This window comes from Acinetobacter sp. B51(2017), from assembly GCF_003711395.1.
Taxonomy (GTDB): Bacteria; Pseudomonadota; Gammaproteobacteria; order Pseudomonadales; family Moraxellaceae; genus Acinetobacter.
This window is the reverse complement of the sequence record NZ_PJRJ01000016.1, coordinates 20493-44626: the sequence shown is the minus strand read 5'-3', so window position 1 is coordinate 44626 and position 24134 is coordinate 20493. Positions and strand designations below refer to the sequence as shown.

At 42.2% G+C, this 24134-nt stretch carries 23 protein-coding genes; 4 read left to right on the top strand and 19 right to left on the bottom strand.

The features are described 5' to 3' along the window. Positions 1–51 precede the first annotated feature (51 nt). From CYK47_RS09225 to CYK47_RS09180, 10 genes are all read right to left on the bottom strand, one after another. Complete coding sequence (locus CYK47_RS09225) at positions 52–555, bottom strand: DUF6586 family protein (protein WP_122901051.1); 504 nt, start codon at positions 553–555, stop codon at positions 52–54. A 171-nt stretch (positions 556–726) separates the two neighbouring features. Then, positions 727–981, bottom strand: coding sequence for an RNA recognition motif domain-containing protein (locus tag CYK47_RS09220; RefSeq protein WP_122901050.1), 255 nt, complete (start codon positions 979–981; stop codon positions 727–729). 77 nt (positions 982–1058) lie between these two features. Then, a complete protein-coding gene (locus CYK47_RS09215) occupies positions 1059–3047 on the bottom strand; it encodes an ATP-dependent helicase (protein WP_122901048.1) in 1989 nt (662 codons plus the stop codon). A gap of 53 nt (positions 3048–3100) precedes the next feature. Then, the gene (locus CYK47_RS09210) at positions 3101–4231 is read right to left on the bottom strand and encodes a glycerate kinase (RefSeq protein WP_122901045.1); all 1131 of its coding nucleotides are present in this window, start codon (positions 4229–4231) and stop codon (positions 3101–3103) included. A 75-nt stretch (positions 4232–4306) separates the two neighbouring features. Continuing rightward, complete coding sequence (locus CYK47_RS09205) at positions 4307–5065, bottom strand: hypothetical protein (protein WP_122901043.1); 759 nt, start codon at positions 5063–5065, stop codon at positions 4307–4309. 80 nt (positions 5066–5145) lie between these two features. Continuing rightward, positions 5146–7785 (bottom strand): type I DNA topoisomerase, encoded by a 2640-nt coding sequence (gene topA / locus CYK47_RS09200; protein ID WP_122901041.1) that lies wholly within the window; start codon positions 7783–7785, stop codon positions 5146–5148. Positions 7786–7816: 31 nt separating this feature from the next. After that, on the bottom strand, positions 7817–8266 hold the full coding sequence (locus tag CYK47_RS09195; protein ID WP_122901039.1) for an ammonium transporter: 450 nt from the start codon (positions 8264–8266) through the stop codon (positions 7817–7819). A 70-nt stretch (positions 8267–8336) separates the two neighbouring features. Further along, positions 8337–9338 (bottom strand): PIN domain-containing protein, encoded by a 1002-nt coding sequence (locus CYK47_RS15610; RefSeq protein ID WP_122901037.1) that lies wholly within the window; start codon positions 9336–9338, stop codon positions 8337–8339. Positions 9339–9354: 16 nt separating this feature from the next. Next, positions 9355–10368 carry a hypothetical protein gene (locus CYK47_RS09185; protein WP_122901035.1) on the bottom strand — a complete coding sequence of 338 codons (1014 nt, stop codon included), beginning with the start codon at positions 10366–10368 and terminating at the stop codon, positions 9355–9357. A gap of 117 nt (positions 10369–10485) precedes the next feature. Further along, positions 10486–10731 (bottom strand): SlyX family protein, encoded by a 246-nt coding sequence (locus tag CYK47_RS09180; RefSeq protein WP_122901033.1) that lies wholly within the window; start codon positions 10729–10731, stop codon positions 10486–10488. Positions 10732–10764: 33 nt separating this feature from the next. Between CYK47_RS09180 and CYK47_RS09175 the strand changes: the two genes are divergently transcribed. Beyond that, a complete protein-coding gene (locus tag CYK47_RS09175) occupies positions 10765–12669 on the top strand; it encodes an ATP-binding cassette domain-containing protein (protein ID WP_122901031.1) in 1905 nt (634 codons plus the stop codon). 56 nt (positions 12670–12725) lie between these two features. Here CYK47_RS09175 and ureG read toward each other — a convergent pair whose 3' ends face one another. The 8 genes from ureG to CYK47_RS09135 all read right to left on the bottom strand — a co-directional run bounded on the left by ureG (position 12726) and on the right by CYK47_RS09135 (position 19127). After that, the gene (gene ureG, locus CYK47_RS09170; protein WP_122901029.1) at positions 12726–13340 is read right to left on the bottom strand and encodes an urease accessory protein UreG; all 615 of its coding nucleotides are present in this window, start codon (positions 13338–13340) and stop codon (positions 12726–12728) included. Between the two features lie 157 nt (positions 13341–13497). Beyond that, the gene (locus tag CYK47_RS09165; RefSeq protein ID WP_122901027.1) at positions 13498–14163 is read right to left on the bottom strand and encodes an urease accessory protein UreF; all 666 of its coding nucleotides are present in this window, start codon (positions 14161–14163) and stop codon (positions 13498–13500) included. After that, complete coding sequence (ureE, locus tag CYK47_RS09160; RefSeq protein ID WP_122901025.1) at positions 14150–14635, bottom strand: urease accessory protein UreE; 486 nt, start codon at positions 14633–14635, stop codon at positions 14150–14152. The genes CYK47_RS09165 and ureE overlap by 14 nt, the downstream gene beginning before the upstream one ends. Positions 14636–14733: 98 nt before the next feature. Continuing rightward, a complete protein-coding gene (locus tag CYK47_RS09155) occupies positions 14734–15573 on the bottom strand; it encodes a DUF2971 domain-containing protein (protein WP_122901023.1) in 840 nt (279 codons plus the stop codon). Between the two features lie 195 nt (positions 15574–15768). Next, complete coding sequence (ureC, locus tag CYK47_RS09150) at positions 15769–17469, bottom strand: urease subunit alpha (protein WP_122901021.1); 1701 nt, start codon at positions 17467–17469, stop codon at positions 15769–15771. 12 nt (positions 17470–17481) lie between these two features. After that, positions 17482–17790: an urease subunit beta gene (locus tag CYK47_RS09145; RefSeq protein WP_122901019.1), complete on the bottom strand. Its 309-nt coding sequence runs from the start codon at positions 17788–17790 to the stop codon at positions 17482–17484. A 9-nt stretch (positions 17791–17799) separates the two neighbouring features. Continuing rightward, entirely contained in the window at positions 17800–18102 is a 303-nt protein-coding gene (gene ureA, locus CYK47_RS09140) for an urease subunit gamma (protein WP_122901017.1), read from the bottom strand. A 149-nt stretch (positions 18103–18251) separates the two neighbouring features. Continuing rightward, positions 18252–19127, bottom strand: coding sequence for an urease accessory protein UreD (locus tag CYK47_RS09135; protein WP_122901015.1), 876 nt, complete (start codon positions 19125–19127; stop codon positions 18252–18254). A gap of 148 nt (positions 19128–19275) precedes the next feature. Here CYK47_RS09135 and CYK47_RS09130 point away from each other — a divergent pair, with 148 nt between their 5' ends. After that, positions 19276–20211: an LpxL/LpxP family acyltransferase gene (locus tag CYK47_RS09130; protein ID WP_122901013.1), complete on the top strand. Its 936-nt coding sequence runs from the start codon at positions 19276–19278 to the stop codon at positions 20209–20211. A gap of 14 nt (positions 20212–20225) precedes the next feature. Beyond that, entirely contained in the window at positions 20226–21329 is a 1104-nt protein-coding gene (locus CYK47_RS09125; protein ID WP_122901011.1) for a glycosyltransferase family 4 protein, read from the top strand. Positions 21330–21595: 266 nt separating this feature from the next. On the opposite strand, the gene CYK47_RS09120 is transcribed toward CYK47_RS09125, so the two are convergent. Further along, entirely contained in the window at positions 21596–22723 is a 1128-nt protein-coding gene (locus CYK47_RS09120; protein WP_122901009.1) for an endonuclease/exonuclease/phosphatase family protein, read from the bottom strand. Between the two features lie 188 nt (positions 22724–22911). Here CYK47_RS09120 and asd point away from each other — a divergent pair, with 188 nt between their 5' ends. Further along, complete coding sequence (gene asd, locus CYK47_RS09115) at positions 22912–24030, top strand: aspartate-semialdehyde dehydrogenase (protein WP_122901007.1); 1119 nt, start codon at positions 22912–22914, stop codon at positions 24028–24030. The last annotated feature ends 104 nt before the right edge of the window (positions 24031–24134 follow it).

The following is a 24134-nucleotide window of genomic DNA, read 5'->3' as shown; positions in this document are numbered from 1 at the left end:
GTGACTGTACTGTTGAGATTGGGGCAAGCCTTTAACTTACAAGTAAAAGCTTTAAAATTCTACCATTTCGTTACGAAAACCCTCAATCAGCTCAGTCAGTTCACGATGCCACTCGCGCAAAATTTTGCTATCTGGTAACCATGCCTGCGGACTTTGTGTCACTTTAATAATTAAATTTGATGAGGTTTCACTTTCAGGTTCTGGTGCAGAAGGTTCTGGTGCATATTGCGCTAAGCGATAGGCACGTTTTAACTCAGCAATAAAACCGTCCTTCGCTAATTTCTGTAATACGTTAATTTCAGGTGAGACTTGCCCTTTGGCGGCCATAAGTTCTTCAATGGATTTTAAAGTCGGCTGAGGATCATTTAAACGGTAATAACGGCTTAACTCTTGCAAAAATGCCAGTATAGCACCATGCAAATGAAAAACTGCAGCTTCGCGCTGTGCTTGCGCTTGTTGAACATGTTCGGTTTGTTCTGCCTGTTGGCAAGCCAAACGGCTAAAGTAAAGTTTCTGATTGGTTCGATCAGCATGGAAACGAGCAACTCGAGACATGTGCTTGTCCTTAATATGTTTTTTGATTTTGGCGCTTCTAAGTTAAATCTTGCTCGCTTATTTGACAATCAATTATTTATTCTAGTCTAACAATATGATTTTAATTCGTTTCTTTTTTGAACATTATTTAGATATAAAACATCAAAAAGGCGCATTACGCGCCTTTTTAAATTATTCAGCTTTTGGCTTCTCTTCAGCAGCCTTAACACGGATACCCATGCCTTTGACCTTTAAAGTATTTAAACCTTTAATCGCTTTAATCGCTTCGCGTGGATTTGGCATTTCAACAAAGCCAAAGCCTTTAGATTTACCTGTTGCCGCATCTAATACCACCACAGTTTCATCTACTTTACCGTATGCTTTAAACAGGTCAAGTAATTCAGTTTCGGTCACTGAACGTTCTAAATTACGCACTAAAATTTTCATTACATCTTCCAATAGGCAAAATCATCAAAAAGTATTTGCCTAGTTTACTTTTTGAATACGTATCTTTGAGCCCTAGTTTAATCGAGATCAATGCCAAAATCTAAATTAATCGACTGACGTTCAATCAAGGCACTTTTTACCGTTTGCTGACGAGTACGGCTATGGGTTTGCATATTACAGAGCAAGTGACTGAGTTCATTCAGGAAATAACTTTCTAGTTTGCGCCCTTGCTCATCGACTTTAGTGACTGCCCAATGACTTAAACTTTGTTTGGTTAAAATCAATTCGTTTTGCGCACGGGTTAAAGCCACATATAACACGCGGCGCTCTTCCTCAATGGCATCAAAATCGCCTTGTGCACGCGCATGTGGATATTGCCCTGCCGACACATTGGCAACATAACAGACCTTTTGCTCTGTGCCTTTGGCCGAATGAATGGTAATTAAGGTCACCACATCCATATCAGATTGACGTTCAACTTCTGAGATAGAGACAGGATCGAGTACGTATTCTTCTAAAAATTCACTGAGTTGGTTATGTTTGGTCGCCAATTGTTTGACGAGCTCAAAATCGCCTTGGCGTTTATGCCAATCTTTTTTGTAATTGTCACTGAGCTGTTGTTCAAGCGCTTGTATGCCTAAAGTCACGCAATGTTTCACTTCATGACGCAGCTCTTGCATTTGCTTCATGATTAAAATCGCTTGCAAAGGGACTTTGCCAAAACGTTCTAACTCGTTAAATACCTCATCCATCTGCGTGGCCTGTAACAGCTTTTGCGCTAAACGACTTGCACCAACATCCCCGACACCCGGCCATAAGGTTAAAAAGCGCATCCAGGCAATATCGTCCATAGGATTAGCCACTACGCGTAGTAAGCTAATTAAATCTTTGACATGTGCGGTTTCAAGCAATTTCATACCGCCAATAAAACGATACGGTACATTGGCTTGAATACAGGCCGCTTCAATACTGCGTGCAGCAAAGCTAGAACGTACCAACACCATATGATCACGCCACGGTGCAGCATTTAAAAAATGCCGTTCTTTAATATCAATCACAATCCATTTAGCTTCGTCAAACTCATTGGGGAAAATATGCATTTGGGGTTTGATGCCATCGCCACGATGCGCTTCTAAGCGTTTGTCATACTGAATCGGACTACGCTCTAATAACCAATTGGATAAATCTAAGATTTCTTGGGTAGAGCGATAGTTTTGCTCAAGTTTATAAATTTGAGCATTGGGCACGCGATCTTTAAAATGATGGATATTTTCAAAGTCAGCGCCACGGAAGCCGTAAATTGATTGTGCATCATCACCTACACAAAACAGTGAAATACGTTGTTTAAGTGGCTCAAGTAATGCCCATTGCAATGGATTGGTGTCTTGCATCTCATCGACCAACATATGCTGACACAAGCCTGCCACGTAATCGACTAAGCCTTCAGATTGCGCCAAGGCTGCCGCGACAATTGCCAAAATATCATCATAATCTAAGAAGTTACGCGATTTTTTACGCGCTTCGTATTCTTGCATGATGTCAGCAATTTGTGCGTGATAAAGCTCAAATTCCGGCATATTGGCTGCTAAAACTTGCGAGAGTTTTTGCCGGTTATTACGGGCAAAAGAATATAAATCACACAGGTCTTTAGGCGCAGGTAAAGCATTGGGATTTTTCTTATCGTCTTTACCACGAATTAAACGAAACATCATCAATTGATCATCACGATCAATAATGGTGAAATTTTCTAAACCAAAGGCTTTCGGCACACGGCGCAGTAAATACATACAAAAGGTATGGAAGGTCGAAGCACGTAAACCTTTGGCTTGTTCGCCTAATGCCAATTCTACCCGCGATACAATTTCACTCGCTGCACGGCGGGTAAAGGTTAAAATTTGAATTTGATTGGCAGGGACACCTTGTGCAATGAGATAAGCCGCGCGCGCCACAATGGTTTTGGTTTTGCCACAACCTGCACCGGCTAAGACTAAACTATGTTGTGCTCGCGTGGTGGCCGCTTGTTTTTGCTGCGGATTCAATTCATCGATTAAGGTGTCTAAACTCATTATTCGGCATCTGTTGGCTTTTCGCTGCTTATTTTAGCAGAAAAAATGCTGTCTTATTTCTGCTGCTGTAGCCATGCTGTAGTGGCATGTTCTAAGTGCTGCGCTGCATTTTGCATCGCTTGGGTTGGGTTAATGTTAGGCGGATTAATATTAATAATTTGGCTAAAACCTTGTGTGTATAACGCTTGAATGTCATCTCCAAGCACACCTGCAAAAGCAATTACAGGTTTATTCAAGCGTTTTGCCACTTGTGCCACTGCAAACGGGGTTTTACCTAAATGCGTTTGTCCATCAATTTTACCTTCCCCAGTCAGCACATAATCAGCACTTTGGATTTTGCGATCTAAAGCTGTCTGCTCAATCACAAGTTCAGCGCCAGATTGCATTGTGGCACCACAAAATGCCATTAAACCAAAGCCTAAACCACCAGCTGCGCCTGCCCCTGCATGCTTGGAAAAATCTCTAGCCACGACCTGTTCCACCTGTGCTGCATAATGTTGAAGATTGGCATCGAGTTGCTTAACCATAGCAGCATCTGCGCCTTTTTGCGGGGCAAAAATATGTGCAGCACCATTGGCTCCATAGAGTGGATTATTGACATCCGACGCAATCACAATCTCTATCTGTTTTAAGCGCGCATCAAGTTGCGATAAATCGATATGAGCAATTTGATTTAGATTGCCGCCACATACAGCAAGTGCCTTGCCCTCTTGATCATAAAAGCGTGCACCTAGCGCCTGTGCCAAGCCGCTACCTCCATCATTAGTGACACTGCCACCCAAACCGAGGATGACTTGACTCACACCTAAATCGAGCGCTTGTAATAGCATTTGCCCCGTACCATAGGTGGAGGTCAGCATAGGATTACGCTGCTCGGGGCTAAGTAGATCTATGCCATTAGCTTTAGCCATTTCAATCACAGCGGTTTTACCGGCATCAATGACTGCAAAATAAGTGCTAATACTTTGGCTTGGCAATGGGCCTTGCACCTGACAAGCCACTTTCTCACCCTGACAGGCATATAACAGCGCTTCTAGCGTACCTTCACCACCATCCGCCATAGGCACTGCAATACAGCTCGCCTCAGGCTCAACTGCTAAAATACCACGCTGCATGGCCTGACACGCCTCAAGTGCCGTCAGACTTTCCTTAAATGAATCGGGTGCCAGTACAAAAGTTGTCATTGTGATTTCTCCATCCCTAGATGCTGCAGTCAAACATACAGCAAGGCAAACATGCCCTAATAGTTAAGTCAGGCACTAATCCGCAATCCAACCTAATTCTTGTGCAGTACGCATTTGAATCACGGTGGACTTTAAATTTTGAGCCATCTTACTGCTATGTGTAGATGCTGGAATACGTACCGCCATCAGTTCAGCTTTTTGCTGTGGATACAAAGGCCGCTGTTCAGGTGCAGCATAGCCGTGTGGATAAATTGGTTCACCTGTGAGTAAATCATATTTATCGCTGGCACCAAAGGCATGCAGTAATTCATGCAAAATCATAATTTGGTTTTGTTCACGCTGCCTTGTTGTGGCAAACAAATGCACCACACCAATACGCCCCTTTTGTAAAGCAGTAGAATGTGGCAAGGGCTGCCCTGCATGACCTTGTTGATAGTTTAAATACAAGGTAACACTGGGTGAACCATCACTACTTTGATGTTGACGCCATGCATAAAAACGGAATTTTAAGCTCCATAACATATAACTCAGCCAAGCGCCTTGTTGTGGTAATACAGGCGGTGCTTGCTGTAATTCACGCCCCAACTGAAAATACACCTGAATTGGAGCACGATAGCGTTTTGACATCGCCTGCAAATACGGTGCAAGTTCGAGATATTCTTGCATGCTTAACTGCTGTAAATAAGCCGCAGTTTTAGCATCACCATCAGCATTAATCGGATGCAGCAACACGAAAATTGGCCGCTGCCAATTGGGATGATAATCTTGCCATGTGGTAACCGCCGCCCACACTAAAATTATCAGCAAAATACTCATGCGAATTTTTTTCCACATACTGCACATCATTTTTTTAATTTTAAAAATGAGTGTATAAAAAAATGCTGACCTATAGTCAGCATTTTTGTTAAGCAGGTTTAGCCTTCAACCCATTGGCCATCTTGATAGACCAATGACCATTTGGTGGCTTTGCCTTCTGGCGTTTCCGAACCAATATATTGCGCTTGGTTTTTACGACTGAATTTCACAATCGTTGCATTCCCTTCAGGATCAACATCTGGCGCTTGCAAAATAAATTGATATTTTGGATCGAGCTGATCTGCCACGGTACGAATTTCAGCGACTTTAGGCGCACGCGTTTCACGAATTTTCGGGAATTTGCTCGCTGCTAAGAAGAGACCTGCTGCACCGTCACGTAACACAAAGAAGTCATCGTGTTTGGTTGAACGCAAATGTTCCATTTTAATTGGGTCAACACGCGGTGGCGCAGGCTGACCGCTCTTTAATACTTTACGGGTATTGTCACAGCTGGTGCAGGCAAAGTATGGACCAAAACGACCGGTTTTAAGCTGCATTTCGCCATCACACTTGTCGCAAGGAATGGTTGGACCATCGTAGCCTTTAATTTTAAACTCGCCTTCTTCAAGCTCAAAACCGCTACAGTCTGGGTTGTTACCGCAAATATGTAATTTACGACCACCATCGACCACATAACTGTCCATCGCAGTTGCACAAATTGGGCAACGCTTTTTCGAGAGTAAATCTGCGGTTTCTGCGGCTTCATCATCAGAGAGTGCTGCAAGTGACTCTACAGGGGTTAAATTCAGTGTGCCCTTACAACGTTCTTTAGGCGGTAAGTTATAACCTGAGCAACCCAAGAATACACCCGTCGTACCAGTACGAATCTGCATTGGACGTTCGCATTCTTTGCAATGCACTGCATCCACTTCGACAGGTAAATTACGGCGCATACCGTCTTCACCTTGGGCTTTGCCTAAACGCTGCTTAAAGTCGCCATAGAATTGATTAAGTAGATCTTTCCAGTTTTGCTCGCCATCAGCGACTTTATCTAACTGACCTTCTAAATCTGCAGTAAAGGCATAATTCATCAGGTTGTTAAAGTTTTCGTCTAAACGATCGGTAACAATCTCACCCATTTTCTCAGCAAATAAACGGCGGTTGTCGAGTTTTACATAACCACGATCTTGAATGGTGGAAATAATTGCAGCATACGTCGATGGACGACCAATGCCACGTTTTTCTAATTCTTTTACCAAAGAAGCTTCGGTAAAACGCGCAGGTGGTTTGGTAAAGTGCTGTGAAGGATCAAGCTTTTCAAGCGTTAATACTTCGCCCACTTTTACCGCTGGCAATAAAATATCGTCTTCGGCTTTATTGGCACCGCGTACTTTGGTAAAACCATCAAACACTAAAGTACGACCTTTGGCTTTGAGTTCCACACCATTGGCATCAACTAAAATCGTTGATGAAAGATACTGCGCAGGGTTCATTTGGCAAGAAACAAACTGACGCCAAATCAAGTCATAAAGACGCTGTGCATCACGCTCTACACCGGCAAGGCTATCGCCTTTAAGTGCCACATTGGATGGACGAATTGCTTCATGCGCTTCTTGTGCGCCTGCTTTGTTACCATAACGATTTGGCTGCTCTGGCAAGTATTGAGTACCGTATTCGGTTTCAATATGCCCACGCACCATACTCACTGCATCATCACTTAAGAACGTCGAGTCAGTACGCATATAAGTAATGAAACCGCCTTCATACAAACGCTGCGCCAGCATCATGGTTTTCTTCACAGAGAAACCTAAACGCGTGCTTGCCGCTTGTTGTAGCGTTGAGGTGATATAAGGCGCGCTTGGATTCACCTTGGTTGGCTTATCTTCACGGCTCACCACCTTATAGTCTGCATTTTCAATCAGCTTTAATAAACTTTCAGTTTCGGCTTGATTACGCAGTTTTAAGGTTTTGCCATTCTGCTTCACCGCTTCTAAACGAATTTGGTCGTTTTGGGCTTTCGTATCTGCAAACACTTGCCAATATTCTTCTGGAATAAAGGCACGAATTTCACGTTCACGCTCAACCACAAGCTTTACTGCAACCGATTGCACACGACCTGCCGATAAACCACGGGCAATTTTTTCCCACAGTAATGGCGAAATCATAAAGCCCACCACACGGTCTAAGAAACGACGTGCTTGCTGTGCATTGACTTTATTAATGTCTAAACGTGCAGGATGTTTAAAGGCTTCTTGAATGGCATTTTTGGTAATTTCATTAAATACCACACGTTGATAACGTGAGTCATCACCACCAATCACTTCTTTTAAGTGCCACGCAATTGCTTCCCCTTCACGGTCCATATCCGTTGCGAGGTAAACTTCATCAACATCGGCTGCAAGTTTTTTCAGCTCCGCCACGACATTTTCTTTGCCTGGCAAAACTTGGTATTGAGCTTGCCAATCATGCTCAGGGTCTACGCCCATACGCTTGATTAAGGCATTTTGCGCTTTGAGTGCTTTTTCTTCTTCACTCAACTTGGTGCGCGTTGCTGGTTTTTTTTCTGTGGTTTTAGCGCCACCGCTGGTTGGTAAGTCACGCACATGACCCACCGACGATTTTACGATGTAGTTAGAACCTAAGTATTTATTGATTGTTTTCGCTTTTGCAGGCGACTCCACAATCACTAATGCACGCTTTTTCGCAGCATCAGGATTTGCTGTCGTGCTTTTGGATGTGGATCGAGGAGCGTTCGCCATAATTAAACCGTCGTTACTAAAATATTAAAAGTTAAAGTTGAGCCAAAGATTCAAGCAAAGCTTTCATCTCATCAAGTTGTGTGGCTTTCAGATCTGATTCTTCATCCCAATAGAGTCCTACACAGTTGGCTTGCATATCAATAGCATAAATGCCCTTTAATGCAACCGCTAAACCTTGGAACTTCTGATCACCATGCACCAGTTCAAGTTTTTGGTCGACCACACGGGCACGCATTAAATGTAAACGCGCATCGGGGATTAAAATGCTGTAATACGCCACCATACTGGCACGATTTTCTGTTGCCATTGGCACTTTTGTCCAATCTGGTGCAGCCACTAAACGCGGATGTAGTCCTATTTTGCGAGCCTTTTCGCGCATCTCACCTAAAGCTTTTTCTCGTGGGCTGACGCGTAGACCAAAAATTGAACCGCAAACAAATACCACAATTAAAACGACAACCCAAATTCCAACGTTATCCATAGCTCAACCTTTATGTTCTATTATTAGAGTTGCATAAGCCGAATAGAAAAGGCAAGTGGCTACGTCGAAATTAATCACCAATTAAAATACTGTGATAACTCATTTTTCTCGCATTCACCGTAATTAGCCCATATTTGATCAACAAATCAAAGGCTGACTGAACCTCATTGGCATACAGAAACTTTGCCAATAATGCTTCAAAACTCGCCTGATATTGTGGGATATGCTTTGGGTGATCATTAAAATATTGCTTAATTGGCAAACAGATTTCATTGAGTTTATTTTCAATTCTTGCTATTTCAGCCGTTTCAGCCGTTTCAGCCGTTTCAGCCGTTTCAGCCGTTTCAGCCGTTTCAGCCGTTTCAGCCGTTTCAGCCGTTTCAGCCGTTTCAGCCGTTTCAGCCGTTTCAGCCGTTTCAGCCGTTTCAGCCAAATGTGCTAAATTTTGTAACCATTTAGCAATAGCAGTAGGTTGATATTGAACTTTATTTTCATTGACCTTGATCACTTTAATTTTCTTTAATTCTTCAATCACCACCTTGGCTACGGCATCATCACATTTAAGATTAGCTTTGAGTGAATTAATTAAAGTTTCAATTTTTGCAGGCTGAGAAAAATTAGCCTTGGCTAAGTTTAAACAGTATTGATAAAGATGTTTATTAATATCATTATTGGCTTTAATCTCTTTAGAAACATGTGGTGCAACTAATGGTTTTTCATGAATAATTTTTGCATCAAACTTATTCATTTTGAGTAGATCAACAACGTATTGCATCGAGTGATCATTTGACATCACATCAAATGCAATATCTTTTTTAAGCTGTGCTGAAAGCTGGCCGGCAAGAAAGGCTAAACCAAAATCCGCCGCATCTTTGCCAACTTTAGGCATTTTAATAATTTTAAGTTTACCATTACTGAGATAGGGGGATAAAGCCACCACCCCATCTAAAGAAAAGTTGACTGGTGATTTAGCATAAATCAAATAAACGTTAAGATAATTTTTTAAATACTTAAGCAAATCCTGCTCAGATTTATGCAAATTTTCGATATCGAGCAATAAAATTTTCTTCATCTTGTTGCCCTTTTTTTTAATTTAAAAACATTTCATGGCTATAGATGACTTCGTGCCCATTCCAATAAATATAGCCTTTTTCAATCAGCTCTTTGAGCAACAAACGAATATCGGCATTGGGAAATAGCGCTTCAAGTAAATCGCGGAGTGCATAAATGTCTTTAGGTTTTTGATCTTTGAGCTCACGTAAACGACGTGCCACTTCTAATTGCACAGGATCAATTTTGGCAAAGTTTTTAAATAATTCTTGCTGCGCAGTTTGAATAGTAGTACTCGCTACAGTAGAAGATGCGGGCGCTGCTGTGTCTGGTTTGTCAATCTTTAGATGAGCAATGGCAGCATTTAAATCATCTGCTTTGCTATGTGGTTGCTCTTCGGCTAAATTGAGCTGTGCCCATTGTTTTAATACTTTTTTACGAAAATTAATCTGCTCATCATAGCGTTTCACTAATTTTAGATTAATCAGCATGCCGACTAAATTTTGCGCTTTCTCAGGCACAATCTGTAAGACATTCACTAAAGAATTTTTAAGCTTTTCAATGGTGTTGGGTTTGCCGGTCATTTTGGCTAACGCATCACAATACTGCTTCACCAATTGTAATTGCGGTTGCTTTTTAATTTTATCTACACTTGGCAACGTGAATTTTGCTGCATGTGCGCTTTGCTGTTCGCTTTGTACTTGAATTAAATGCGCACTGATATTGGAGCTTTGTAATAATTCTAACAGCACCACACTCGAATCCATGGCTGAGATAATTTCCACATGGCTATCTTCAGCTAATAATGCGAGTAACTGTCCAGCCAATACGGCATATTCAAATTCTTTATACTCAGCCTTAACCACATCTAAAATCACCACCTGACCACTGCTCACCCAAGCGGCAAATTCCGTCAAATCTTCTAAGGCAAATTCAAATTTTCCAGTGGCATTAAACACATACAGCACCGGATAATGCTGCATGATGTTACGCAGCAATGCTAAGCTCGGGGTATTGTTCTCAAGGTCAAGTAAAACAACTTTATCAGACATAGTGCATTAGGGTGATAACAAAACCAAAGCATTACAACCATAAGCAGCACAAAGGTCAAATGAAATCTGTGGCTTTCTCCACCCTAAGCATGTCATCGCCTTAAATAACGCAAAGCCTTAGTAATGCGGTGGACGATTGGTCATCGGGTCAAATGTCGCAATACCTTCCGATAAATCGCTCGATTCCACACGGCGGTACAAAAGCTGCATTTGTTTTTTTAAATCAGCAATTTCCAATGCCTGACGCGCCACTTGATCATTGAGCTGATCAACTAAATCGTCTAAAAATGCAATTCGGACTTGCAAATCTTCAATGGGTGCGGACAATGACGCTAGATCATTTAGATTTTGTTGTTTAGTCATTTAAAGTCCTCATTTGGGATTTCAGGAAACATTATGGCCTATATTACTTTAAGGGATGTCCAACTTGCGTTTGGTGGACCTGCCTTGCTCGACGGCGCGAATTTTAACTTAGAACGTGGCGAACGAGCGTGTTTGATTGGCCGTAACGGTGAAGGTAAGTCTACTTTACTCAAGCTGATTGAGGGAAGTTTATTACCGGATAACGGCGAAGTTTCCCTGCAAAACGGGGTCACAATTTCCATGCTTGCCCAAGACGTGCCAATGGATTCGGGTCGTGTGGCAGATATTGTGGCGGATGGTGCAGGTGAAGCAGCACAAGTATTACGTGATTATCATGCGGCGAGTGAATCTTGCGTATTGGGTGATATGGATGCCTGCGATCGCATGGGTCACTTACAACATCAAATGGATCAGCTCGATGGCTGGGCATTAGAAACCAAAGTAAATTCAATTTTAAGCAAGATGGGCTTAGACCCTGAAGCTGATCTTGCTGACTTATCTGGTGGTCGTAAACGCCGTGTGTTATTGGCACGCGCGTTATTAACCCAACCGGATGTGTTGTTACTCGATGAACCGACCAACCATTTAGATGTAGAAAGCATTGAATGGTTAGAAAAATTCTTACTTGATCAAAACAATTTAACCTTATTGTTTATCTCGCATGACCGTTCATTTGTCGATAACGTCGCAACACGTATTGTGGAACTTGATCGTGGTACTTTGCGTAGCTATGAAGGTAACTATTCACGTTACTTAGAGCTCAAAGCACAGCAAATGGAAGCGGAAGAAAAACAAAACGCTTTATTTGAGAAAAAACTCGCTGAAGAAGAAGTGTGGATTCGCCAAGGCATTAAAGCGCGTCGTACCCGTAACGAAGGTCGTGTACGTGCTTTAAAAGCATTGCGTGAAGAATCTAAAGCACGTCGCTTCCAACAAGGCAAAGTGGCAATGGCCACTCAAGATGCACAGCGTTCTGGTAAGGTTGTATTTGAAATTGACAACTTAAGCGTGCAGTTTGACAACCAAGAGCCGATTATCAATAACTTCTCGGCATTGGTATTACGTGGCGACCGTATTGGTTTAGTCGGTGATAACGGTGTAGGTAAAACCACGTTAATTAAAGCGATTTTGGGTGAAATTGCCCATACTGGTAGCGTCAAAACTGGTACGCAATTAGAGGTGGCTTACTTCGACCAATTACGTAATGCGCTTGATCTTGAAAAATCAGTCAAAGATAACGTGTCTGAAGGTTCAGATCATGTGGATGTGAACGGTCATCGTCGTCATATCTATAGCTATTTACAAGATTTCTTGTTTAGCCCAGAGCGTGCGCGTACCCCTGTCAAAGCCTTATCAGGTGGTGAACGTAACCGTATTTTATTAGCCAAGTTGCTGCTTAAACCATCTAACCTCATTGTGATGGACGAACCAACCAACGACTTGGATATGGTGACACTTGAGCTATTAGAAGAGATGCTTGGCGACTATAAAGGCACATTGCTGTTAATTTCGCATGACCGTGCCTTTATGGACAACGTAGTGACTTCAACTTGGGTATTTGATGGTAAAGGTAACATTGATGAATACATCGGTGGTTACCAAGACTACTTACAACAGCGCCCAGACCCTGCTGTATTAGCAGCGAAAGCAGCCGCGAAAAAAGCCCAAGCGAAAGTAGATGCTGCAGCAACTGTTGTGGTACAAACCCCGAAGAAAAAGCTTAGCTACAAAGAGCAACGTGAACTCGATCAACTGCCAACTGAAATGGCGGCACTTGAAGCGGAACAAGCAGAACTTTCAGCAAAACTTGCGGATGGTTCATGGTTTGTAAGTGATGTAGATGCTGCAACTAAAGCATCACAGCGTTTAGGCGAAATTGATGAGATTTTGCTTGAAAAATTAGAACGTTGGGAAGAATTGGACAATATGACCAAATAATCTCAATTAAAAAAAACGCCGCTGAATGCGGCGTTTTTTTTGGCTATTTTTATACTTTAAGATTTAAACAAACCTTGTTTTTCAATAAATTCGATAATCTGATTGAGACCATCTTGGGTTTTCATATTAGAAAATAAAAAGGGTTTATCGCCACGCATGCGTTTGGCATCTTGATCCATCACAGATAAATTAGCACCTACCATGGGTGCTAAATCCGTTTTATTGATAATCAGCAAATCTGACTTGGTAATTCCTGGCCCGCCTTTACGTGGAATTTTCTCGCCACCGGCTACATCAATCACATACAAGGTTAAATCAGACAGTTCTGGGCTAAACGTTGCCGCTAAGTTATCACCACCACTTTCAATAATAATTAATTCTAAACCATCAAACTTTTCACATAAATCATCAATGGCTGCCAAGTTAATTGAGGCATCTTCACGAATCGCGGTATGCGGACACCCCCCTGTTTCGACTCCCACAATACGATCAGGACTCATGGCTTCATTACGCGTTAAAAAGTTGGAATCTTCCTTGGTGTAAATGTCATTGGTCACCACCGCCATATTGTATTTTTCACGTAAAGCCTGACATAAATTTAAAGTCAATGCTGTTTTACCTGAACCCACTGGACCACCAATACCAACGCGAAGTGGAGAACGTTCTGTCATGTTAATTTTCCTTATAAAAGCCCTTTCCTTTTAGGAGGTGAGCAGTAATACTGTGCAAGGGTGAGGATTTCCCTCTGCCTAGCCCTCTCTCATAGGAAGAGGGAATATTGATTCAATTTTTAATCCTGCTTGATACAAAGAGGATTTGAAGGGATTGTTAAGATCTAAATAACCGTGAATATTGGGTTTCATGTGCCATACTCAGCATGGCGTAACTAGGTAAAGCGCTACTTAATTCTTCATCTTTTCGCTGCAAAGCACGCTCAACCACATCAGGCACCAATGCATGTAAATGCCATAAAATCCGCTGCCCACTCATTTGCCCCAGTGGTACAGTTTTCACTGCACCTAAGACCTGATTTTCAAGTACGGTAAAGGTATATGCAGTTAAGACATCGGCTGGATTTAACTTTAAGCGTCCGCAAAGTTCTGCATAGACAGGCACAAAACCATATTGCTTTTTGACTACCACAGGCAGCTTAATGACATCTCTAATCCAAGCATTTAAAGAAAATGCCAGTTGTTTGGATTCTGCTAATAGTTCTTTACTTTCACGGCTCGCACGGTAGATATCTACCCAATATTGAAATTCATCGGCTTGGTCATAGCTTTGCATTAAGCGTTTTAAAATCGGCAACTCAAAGCGCAGCAACAGCATTTCAAGCACTTCCTCAAAATAGGCAATGCTGGATGCTTCATCAAAAATAAGACCTTGATCAATCGCGCTTTCTACCCCTTGCGAATAGCAATAGGCACCCACAGGCAAAGCCGTAGAGGATAATGTGAGTAGTTTGAGCAATTGCGCGGCATTAGTGATGGGCATGAGCGTGAATCGCTTTAATTGGGCTTAAACGATGTTCATGGGCATGTTGGGCATAGGCACCGCTTTCCGGCTCAAACGGATGCTCGACTTCTTGAACAGTAAGACCCAAACCTTCAACCATTTCAGCCAATACATGATCAGGTTCAAAATATAGTGCGCTTGGGGTAAGCATCAGTGGAACATGACGATTACCTAAGTGATAAGCGGCTTTGAGTAAATCAAAATCAGTTTGTGCCACAACCTGCATGAGGCGTTCAGGTTTGGCATCTATACGTAAAATATCGCCTTGTTCGGTGGCAATAAATGCGCCACTACGCAAAATACCAGTACGTGGTAAGTCTGCACCAATGTCTGTGCCATTATTTAAAGTAGCGCGAAAACGGCTTTTTTGGCGGGTATCAAATGTGAGTTGCAGCGTGTCGAAGCGTGTGCCCTCTGCAATGCTTTCGATTCTTTGTGTATAGACCTTCATGCTGTTCCTTTTTGTCGCAAATCAGGCTTTAGCCAAAGTGGCTAAAGCGCTGTAATTTTTGCTTCAAAAGTAAGCATTTTTTATGCCAATTATGAGTTTTATTGGTGCAGCTTTTTACTTTTTTCAACATCAAGCTGATGATGATTTGGAACAGTTAATCCAAAAGAGTTGGATACCCTGCTTGTCCTAAAATAAGGTATCTTATTTTTTGAGCATATCTTCTGTAATTTTTCTTCATCTTTTGGAGAAATCTTTAGACCACCTATAACCGAGCAAATTAGATCCCGATATGGAAGCACCTGAATTGGATCATTTATATTAGTTTTAATTACACGAAATTCCTTTTCATAGCTCCACTCAGCTGCCTTAGATGTATAAATTTCTATTATTTTATTTTTTGGATCTAACCTAGTTTCTCTATCAATTACTGGCATTTCATCCATATAGCTAACAGGAATCGGTAAAAAATTTAAATAGTTCAAGCTTGAGTTAAGTAAATCAATTTTTCTAAACTTAAATTCTGTTAAAAACCCTTTATGAAAATCTGCATAATGTGACCACATTAGAATGTTTAAAGGATTATGATTTAAGCAACATATCCCTATTAAGCTATTGATATCTGAAAAATATGTTAAATCGTTGATTGCCTGACTTTCTTTTTCAATCATTTTCTTTGATAAATTCAAAGCTTCTTCTATTGAAATTTTTTCCTTGAAATGCTCCAAAAATTTCTTTTGAATTTCCTCTGCAGAATAATGATAACTCTCATCAACCGCATAAACACAATCGAAAGGGTCATTAAATTTATCGGGCTTAGTAAAGCTGATTGTTCCTTTTGTTAAAAGCTCTAATCGACTATCTGTTATAGGCTGATGTTTATATAAATAAATATAGTCTTCATCTTGATATACAAAAGGATATTCAGAAATATTCAGCAAGTTAACTCTCTCTTTTTTTAAGTCCTAGATAAATTCGCTTGTATACCTTTTATACAACTAATTCAAGAGTTAGCACTCTCATCCTAGCCTTCTCTCAAAGGGAGAAAAAACATCGCCATTATTAAATCCCTCCTAACCTCCCTTTAGAAAAGGGAGGAAAGTCCCTCTTTGAAAAAGAGGGATTTAGGGTGATTCTTAAAACAAGAAATACCTTTGCGCCATTGGCAACACTTCTGCAGGTTCACAAGTCAATAATTTCCCATCTGCCCGAACTTCATAAATCTCAGGATCGACTTCCATTACAGGACAATAGGTATTGTGCTTCATATCCGCTTTAGAAATATTACGCGTACCTTTACATGGACTAATCAGCTTATTTAAACCTAAAGTTTTATGTACCCCTGCATCAATCGCCACTTGCGACAAAAACGTAATACAGGTGTTATGCACACCACGCGCATTGGCACCAAACATCGGACGATAATGCACTGGCTGCGGGGTTGGAATCGAAGCATTAATATCACCCATCGGTGCAGCCGCAATCATCCCGCCTTTAATAATCATCGACGGTTTAACGCCAAAAAATGCCGGCTTCCACAACACTAAATCGGCAAGTTTACCTTCTTCAATTGAGCCAATTTCATGACTTAAACCATGCGTAATGGCAGGGTTAATCGTATATTTGGCAATATAACGCTTCACGCGCTCATTATCACGATGCGCGGTATCGCCTTCCAAAGCACCACGTTGTACTTTCATTTTATGCGCGGTCTGCCATGTGCGAATTACCACTTCACCGACACGCCCCATGGCTTGAGAATCGGATGACATCATGGCGATCGCACCTAAATCCTGCAAAATATCTTCGGCTGCAATGGTTTCACGGCGAATCCGACTTTCTGCAAAGGCAATATCTTCGGCAATCGCAGGGTCTAAATGATGACACACCATCAGCATATCTAAATGCTCATCAATGGTGTTGATGGTATAAGGACGGGTTGGATTGGTTGACGATGGCAACACATTCGGCTGACCAATGGCTTTTAAAATATCAGGCGCATGTCCACCGCCTGCACCTTCGGTATGGTAGGTATGAATGGTACGATTCTTAAATGCGGCTAAGGTTTCTTCTAAAAAACCACTTTCGTTTAAGGTGTCGGTATGAATCGCCACTTGTACATCAAATTCATCCGCCACAGTCAAACAGTTATCAATCGCGGCAGGCGTTGAACCCCAATCTTCATGCAGCTTTAAACCCACCACACCTGCACGAATTTGCTCTGCAATCGGTTCTGGTTGGCTTAAGTTACCTTTACCCAATAAACCAATATTCATCGGTAAATCATCAATGGCTTGGAGCATGGTGGCAATATGCCATGGGCCGGGCGTCACTGTGGTTGCTGATGTGCCTGCTGCAGGACCTGTACCACCGCCAATCATGGTGGTCACACCTGACATTAATGCAGTTTCCACTTGCTGTGGGCAAATCCAATGAATATGGGTATCAACACCACCTGCTGTTAAAATCTGCCCCTCGCCTGCAATCACCTCAGTTGCAGCACCAAGTGGAATGCTAATATTAGGTTGAATATCGGGATTTCCAGCTTTACCAATTTTCCAAATACGACCATTTTTTAAGCCGACATCGGCTTTAATAATGCCCCACCAATCGACAATTAAGGCATTGGTAATCACGGTGTCAGCAACATCATCCGCTAAAAGCTGCGACTGTCCCATGCCATCACGAATGACTTTACCACCGCCAAATTTGACTTCTTCGCCATAGGTCGTGAGGTCTTGTTCCACTTCAATAAACAGTTCGGTATCGGCTAAACGAACGCGGTCGCCCACAGTGGGGCCAAACATTTCTGCATAAGCACGGCGTGACATTTTCATTGTTATTTCCCCTTAATCCAACTTACCCATCACACGACCCGCAAAGCCATACACTTCACGTTTGCCACTTAATGCCACCAATTCAATATCACGGCTTTGCCCCGGTTCAAAACGTACCGCTGTTCCTGCTGCGATATTCAGGCGATAACCTCGCGCTTGTTCGCGATCAAATTGCAATGCATCATTGGCCTCGGCAAAATGGAAATGTGAACCGACTTGAATAGGACGATCGCCTGCATTAGCCACACGCATTTTTAAGGTTTCACGACCCACATTCATTTCAATGTCTTGGTTTAAGGTAATTACTTCTCCCGGAATCATAACGCGCTCCTAGACAATCGGTTGATGCACAGTGACAAGCTTTGAACCATCTGGAAAAGTGGCTTCAACTTGCACTTCAGCAATCATTTCAGGGATACCATCCATGACGTCATCACGACTCAACAAAGTGGTGCCATAATGCATGAGTTCACTCACGCTCATACCATCACGCGCGCCTTCTAACAATGCTGCTGAGATATACGCAATCGCTTCTGGATAATTGAGTTTTAAACCACGCGCTTTACGACGCTCTGCGACTAAACCCGCAGTAAAGATCAACATTTTGTCTTTTTCTGTAGGATTAAGTTCCATATTTCATTCCTTATTCTTCAATTTTTTCAATGCAAAAGGTGTGCACGCTATAGACGCCTCTCCCTAGCCTTCTCCTTATAGAAAAGAGAAATTTACACCTATGTAAAAACGCCTTCTCTCTTTAGGAAAAGGTTGGGATGAGGATAAAATTAAGTCCGCCAAATTCTTGGAAATTCTTCATCTAGATCAAACCAATAGCGGCGCAACTTGGCTCGAATGGCGGCAAAGGCATCATGACAATGACGCACATCATTGCCTAAATAACGTGCTGTCATCACATCATCGAGCAGTGTTAAGCGCACATTGACCTGCATCCGCATCATCAATTCACGGATTTGATCAATTTGAGCCTCTAAAGTCATGTTATTGCGCTGTGCTGGTGGAGCGACAGCCCACAAACTGCCCATCACTGCCTGACCATGCATGCCTAAACACGAGCTTAAAAAGCGGTCATTCCCACTAAAATTTAAACGATCGGTGACTAATAATTTGTCATCCCGATACAATTGCAAGCTGCTTTGGTAACTTCCTTGAGTAAATTGCTCAGCACAAGCTTGTCGACCAAGCACCAACATATCCCAACCGATAAAACTTGCACTTTGATCGAGCATAATTTTGGTGGATGAATTGGCACATGCACCATTAAAGAGCATGGTTTCTTGCGGCAGCCATTCAAAAATCGCAGAATCTTTCACTGTAATTTCAATATGTTGAAAGGCTTGTTTTTGATTAGTTTTATACCATTTTCCCGCCCCCGGCGTCGTCACTAAGGCATGGGCTGCTTGGCTGGCCTGCATGTTAAAGCTTAAATGATCTCCCCCCGCAATCCCCGCAGGTGGATGCACAATAATGGCATGGCAAACGCCAGTTTTTTCCGGCCATAACATTTTTTGCACTCGAACAGGACCTGCATGTTTTCTGTGCTTTAAAATGGTGCATTTTTTCGCAGCAACAAAGTCAAGCTCCAGTCTGGCAAACCAATATTGCGTGGCATTTGCTTTGGGCGTTACTAAGGCTTGATTCATAATCCCCTCAAATGACAAAAAATTTCCGCAGTGGCTTGCTTAAGCAATAATTGCACCAATTTCTAGCAAAGGCGGCTTTGGGGCAAATTGCGCTTTCATTTGTGCTTCGTGCTAAACTGCTGCGCTTATTTGCTTTAATTCAGTTGTTATGAGTCAAAAACGCACCTATCAGCCCGGTAAATTTGAGTGGTCATTCCTGTTGCCTAAATATTGGGGCATATGGGTAGGTATTGTGTTACTGATGCTGTTGGCTATGTTACCGTGGGCCGTGCAACAACGTCTGGCGCATCTTTTAGGTGGTTTTGCTTTTAAAAAATTAAAATCACGGCGTAAAACCACACTGCGCAATTTGGAAGTGTGTTTTCCTGAATGGTCAGCGCAACAATTACAAGACAACGCGCGTCAGGTGTTTATTGACCAAATGCTCGGAATTTTTGAAACCCTCAATGCATGGTATACGCCAAAATGGTTTCAAGGTCGGGTGACAATTGAAGGTTTAGAGCATATTCAACAGGCGCAAGCCCAAGGCAAAGGCGTGCTGATTTTAGGTACGCATTCGACGTTATTAGATGCGGGTGGTTATGCCTGCGCGCAGTTCTTTGATCCTGATGTGGTGTATCGTCCGCAGAATAATCCGCTACTCGATATGCTGATTTATCGCTGCCGACATACGATTTATCAAAATCAGATTGATCATGATGATATGCGGGGTTTAATCCGTCATTTAAAAAATGGTCGCCCAATTTGGTATAGCCCCGATCAAGACTTTGGCTTAAAACAAGGCGTGATGGCACCGTTTTTTGGCGTGCCTGCGGCAACAGTAACCGCACATCGTCGTTTACTGAAAATGACCAAAGCTGCTGCGATTCCGTTATATTTTTATCGTCACGGCGATATTAAAGACCCGCAATACCACATTATTATTGAGCCAGCACTCGACAACTTCCCAAGCGAAGATGAACTGGCCGATGCCACGCGTACCAATCAAATTATTGAAGCGCAGTTACGCATCGCACCAACGCAATATATGTGGTTCCATCGTCGTTTTAAAACTCGCCCACAAGGCTATGACAAAATTTACTAAGGCAGGAAGTTGATATGAAAGTCATGCAGTTATTGCCGGAACTTAATAGTGGCGGTGTCGAGCGCGGTACTTTAGAAATCGCGCGTGCCTTAGTTCAAGCTGGTCATGAATCTGTGGTGGTGTCGAACGGTGGTCGTTTAGTCGCTGAATTAGAAGCACAAGGCTCTAAACATTGCACACTTGCCATTCATAAAAAAGCCTTATCGAGCTTATGGCAAATTACTCCGCTACGTGAGCTCATCAAACAAGAACAACCCGATATTGTACATGTGCGTTCGCGCGTACCGGCTTGGCTGACCCATTTTGCCTTAAAAGGTATCCCTAAAGACAAGCGTCCACATTTAATTTCCACAGTACATGGTTTTTACTCCATTAACCGTTATAGCCAAATTATGACTCAAGCAGAAAAAGTCATTGCGGTATCGGATAGCGTGGTCGATTACATCACCCAAAATTATAAAAACTGCCCACCACAAGATATTGTGCGGATTTACCGTGGTATTGACCCAACAGCATTTCCACATGGTTATCAGCCCTCTCATGAGTGGCAGACCAGAACTTGGCAGGAATTTCCTGAGCTAAAAGATAAATTTTTAATTTGTTTGCCCGGTCGTATTACGCGCCTCAAAGGTCATGAAACCTTAATTACCCTCATGCAGCAGATTAAAGCCGAGTTTCCACAAGCACATGCGGTCGTAGTCGGTGGCGCAGACCCAAAAAAAGCGGCGTATTTAGACGAGCTAAAAAGCAATATTCAGGCGCAAGGTTTAAGCAAGCACATTACCCTTGTCGGTCATCGTTCCGATATTCGCGAATGGTTGGCTTTTTCTGACCTAACTTTATCTTTGTCTAATCAAGCAGAAACCTTTGGGCGTACAGTACTCGAAGCTTTGTCGGTAGGTACGCCTGTGATTGCTTGGCAACGTGGCGGGGTAGCTGAAATCTTAAGTCATCTTTATCCGCAAGGTTTAGTGCCGGTAGATGATCAAGCGACTTTGTTAAAAACACTCAAGCAGCATATTCAACAACCGCAAGTTGTAGCGCCCGTGAATATGTTTAGTTTAGATGATATGTGTAACCAGACTTTGGCGTTATATCAGCAAATTCTAGCAAAATAATAGTCAAAGCCCGAGTTCTACATCCTGTAAAACTCGGGCTTTATAAGGTTGTGTTTACAATATTATTGTTGTTTTTATTGTGTGGTTTTCCATGCCAACATCATATCCGTGATGCTCAACTCCTACAGCATTCGTCTTCCTTAGTGAGATATTCCGTTCCCATGTCCTTGCGCTGTTAAACTTAGATTAGGCCAATCTAAACCTGATGCCAATAGGCAGCACGCCTCATTTACTGTACGCAAATGCTTACAGCATCACAGCTATACTTAGGGCTTTTTAGTGCCATCTTTATAATCTTGTGCCATATCATCGGTTACGATTTTTTCCTCTTGTTCTGCTTTCGCAATGCCTTCTTGAATCGCTTCCTGTGCTTCGTCTTCATCGGCATCGGTTTGTTCAAGCTCTTCTTGAATTTGCTCAAAAACGCGTCCTGTTTGTAACACCACAAATACAGGAAAATGATCTGAGCCCATATGTGGCAGACGTTGCATATCCACTAAGGCAAAGTCAGTGCTGTGAAAAATATGATCCAGCGACCAACGCAATAACGGATAATTGGCATGAAACGTATTCACGTATTGCCGCCCCACGCGCGGATCCAGCAGCCCACTAATGCGTTGAAAGAGTCGCGTGGTGCGTGACCATGCCACATCATTCAGATCACCCATCACAATACAGCTTTCATCCAAATCTTTAATTTGATCTCCGACAATCAACAGTTCAGCATCACGTAAGGTCGAGTCTTTGGCTTCTGTAGGACTTGGTGGTTTAGGATGCAAGCAATATAGCTGCACTTCATGACCAGAACGCAGTCTAACTGTGGTATGAATCGAAGGAATTTCATCGCTTAAGATAAATTTCACCTCGCTGTCTTTGAGGGGTAATTTGCTATACAAATGCATGCCATATAGATTATCTAAAGGCACAGGCACACGATAAGGATAATCTTTTTCGATACATGCCAACTCATTTTGCCAAGTTTGATCTGTTTCTAAGGTCAATACGATATCAGGTTGATATTTTTCAATTTCTTCAATTAAAAGATGATATTTATTATTCGGGGTTAATACATTCGAGACCAATAACGAAATCTGTTTTTGTGGGTCGAGCTGGTCGGGGCGGACACTGGCCACCTGTTTTTTCCAAATAAAAGTATAAGGCAAGACCATTTTAAGTTGATAAGCCAGCGCCGCAATCAGTAAGGTTAAAAACACATAACGGCGTGTATCCCACTCGCCTGACCAAAACAGCAAAGCCAAAAAAGCAATAAAACCTAAACACAAAATTTGTAAGCGTGGAAAATCCGCACCGCGAAACCACCATTCATCACGAGGAATCAATGACCAAAAACTGAGCCAGATAACCAGTCCCGCCAAAATCTCAATCCACAGCATTTACCCCTCTCCTTTTGATATTCTTAATTTTTTCTTGATTTATAAATTTATATCAATTTTGCATCTAACATAAACAAGATATATTGGACAATATTGTTGCTGTTTTGCTGATCTAAAGCTTGCAGTTCAACACCCTTTTGATACACTCGAATCCCTTTTTATTTTTTTACGCACCGAGGCAAAGTGACATGAAAGTAGGTCTGGTCGGTTGGCGCGGGATGGTTGGTTCCGTCCTTATGCAACGTATGGTTGAAGAAAACGATTTCGCTCATTTCGAACCGTTTTATTTCTCTACCAGTAATGCAGGCGGTGAAGCCCCTGCATTTGGCGGTAAAACTGCCCCAGCACTTATGGATGCAACAGACATTGATAGTCTGAAGCAAATGGATGTCATTATTACCTGCCAAGGTGGTGATTATACATCTGAAGTTTTCCCAAAACTCAAAGCTGAAAATTGGAACGGTTACTGGATTGATGCAGCGTCTACCCTACGTATGGACGATGAAGCGATTATTGTCCTTGATCCAGTCAACATGAATGTGATTAAAGATGGTTTAGTCAAAGGCACGAAAACTTTCGTGGGCGGTAACTGCACCGTATCTTTAATGTTGATGGGCTTAGGTTCACTATTCCAAAACAACTTGGTGGAATGGGCAACTTCAATGACTTATCAAGCAGCATCAGGTGCTGGCGCGCAAAATATGCGTGAGTTGATCACAGGTATGGGTTATTTATATAACAATACCAAAGATCTACTTGATGACCCACGTTCACCAATTTTAGACATTGACTCTAAAATTGCGCAATTACAACGTGGTGAAGGCTTCCCTTCAGCAAACTTTGGCGTGCCTTTAGCGGGTTCTTTAATTCCGTATATCGATAAGCAATTAGAGAGCGGTCAATCTAAAGAAGAATGGAAAGGTCAAGTTGAAACCAACAAGATCTTAGGCAATCAGCAAATTGTACCAATTGATGGTCACTGTGTACGTATTGGTGCAATGCGTTGTCACTCACAAGCGATCACCTTAAAGCTGAAAAAAGACGTTCCAATAAACGAAATCGAAGATATGATTCGTCAGTCGAGCGAGTGGGCAAAAGTGGTGCCAAATACCCGCGAAGCGTCTATGACAGATTTAACTCCTGTTGCAGTCACTGGTACCTTAACTGTTCCTGTGGGTCGTTTACGTAAAATGAACATGGGTAAAGAATACCTTGGCGCGTTCACTGTCGGTGACCAATTGCTTTGGGGTGCTGCTGAACCATTACGTCGTATGTTACGTATTTTAATTGATTACAAAAATGCTTAATTTTACTTAAGCAAATAGTAAGCCGGTCACATTGACCGGCTTTTTTGTGTCTGATCTATTACTCTTTGGTTTTATTGAGTAAACTAAGCTTAGGTTTTTTCACC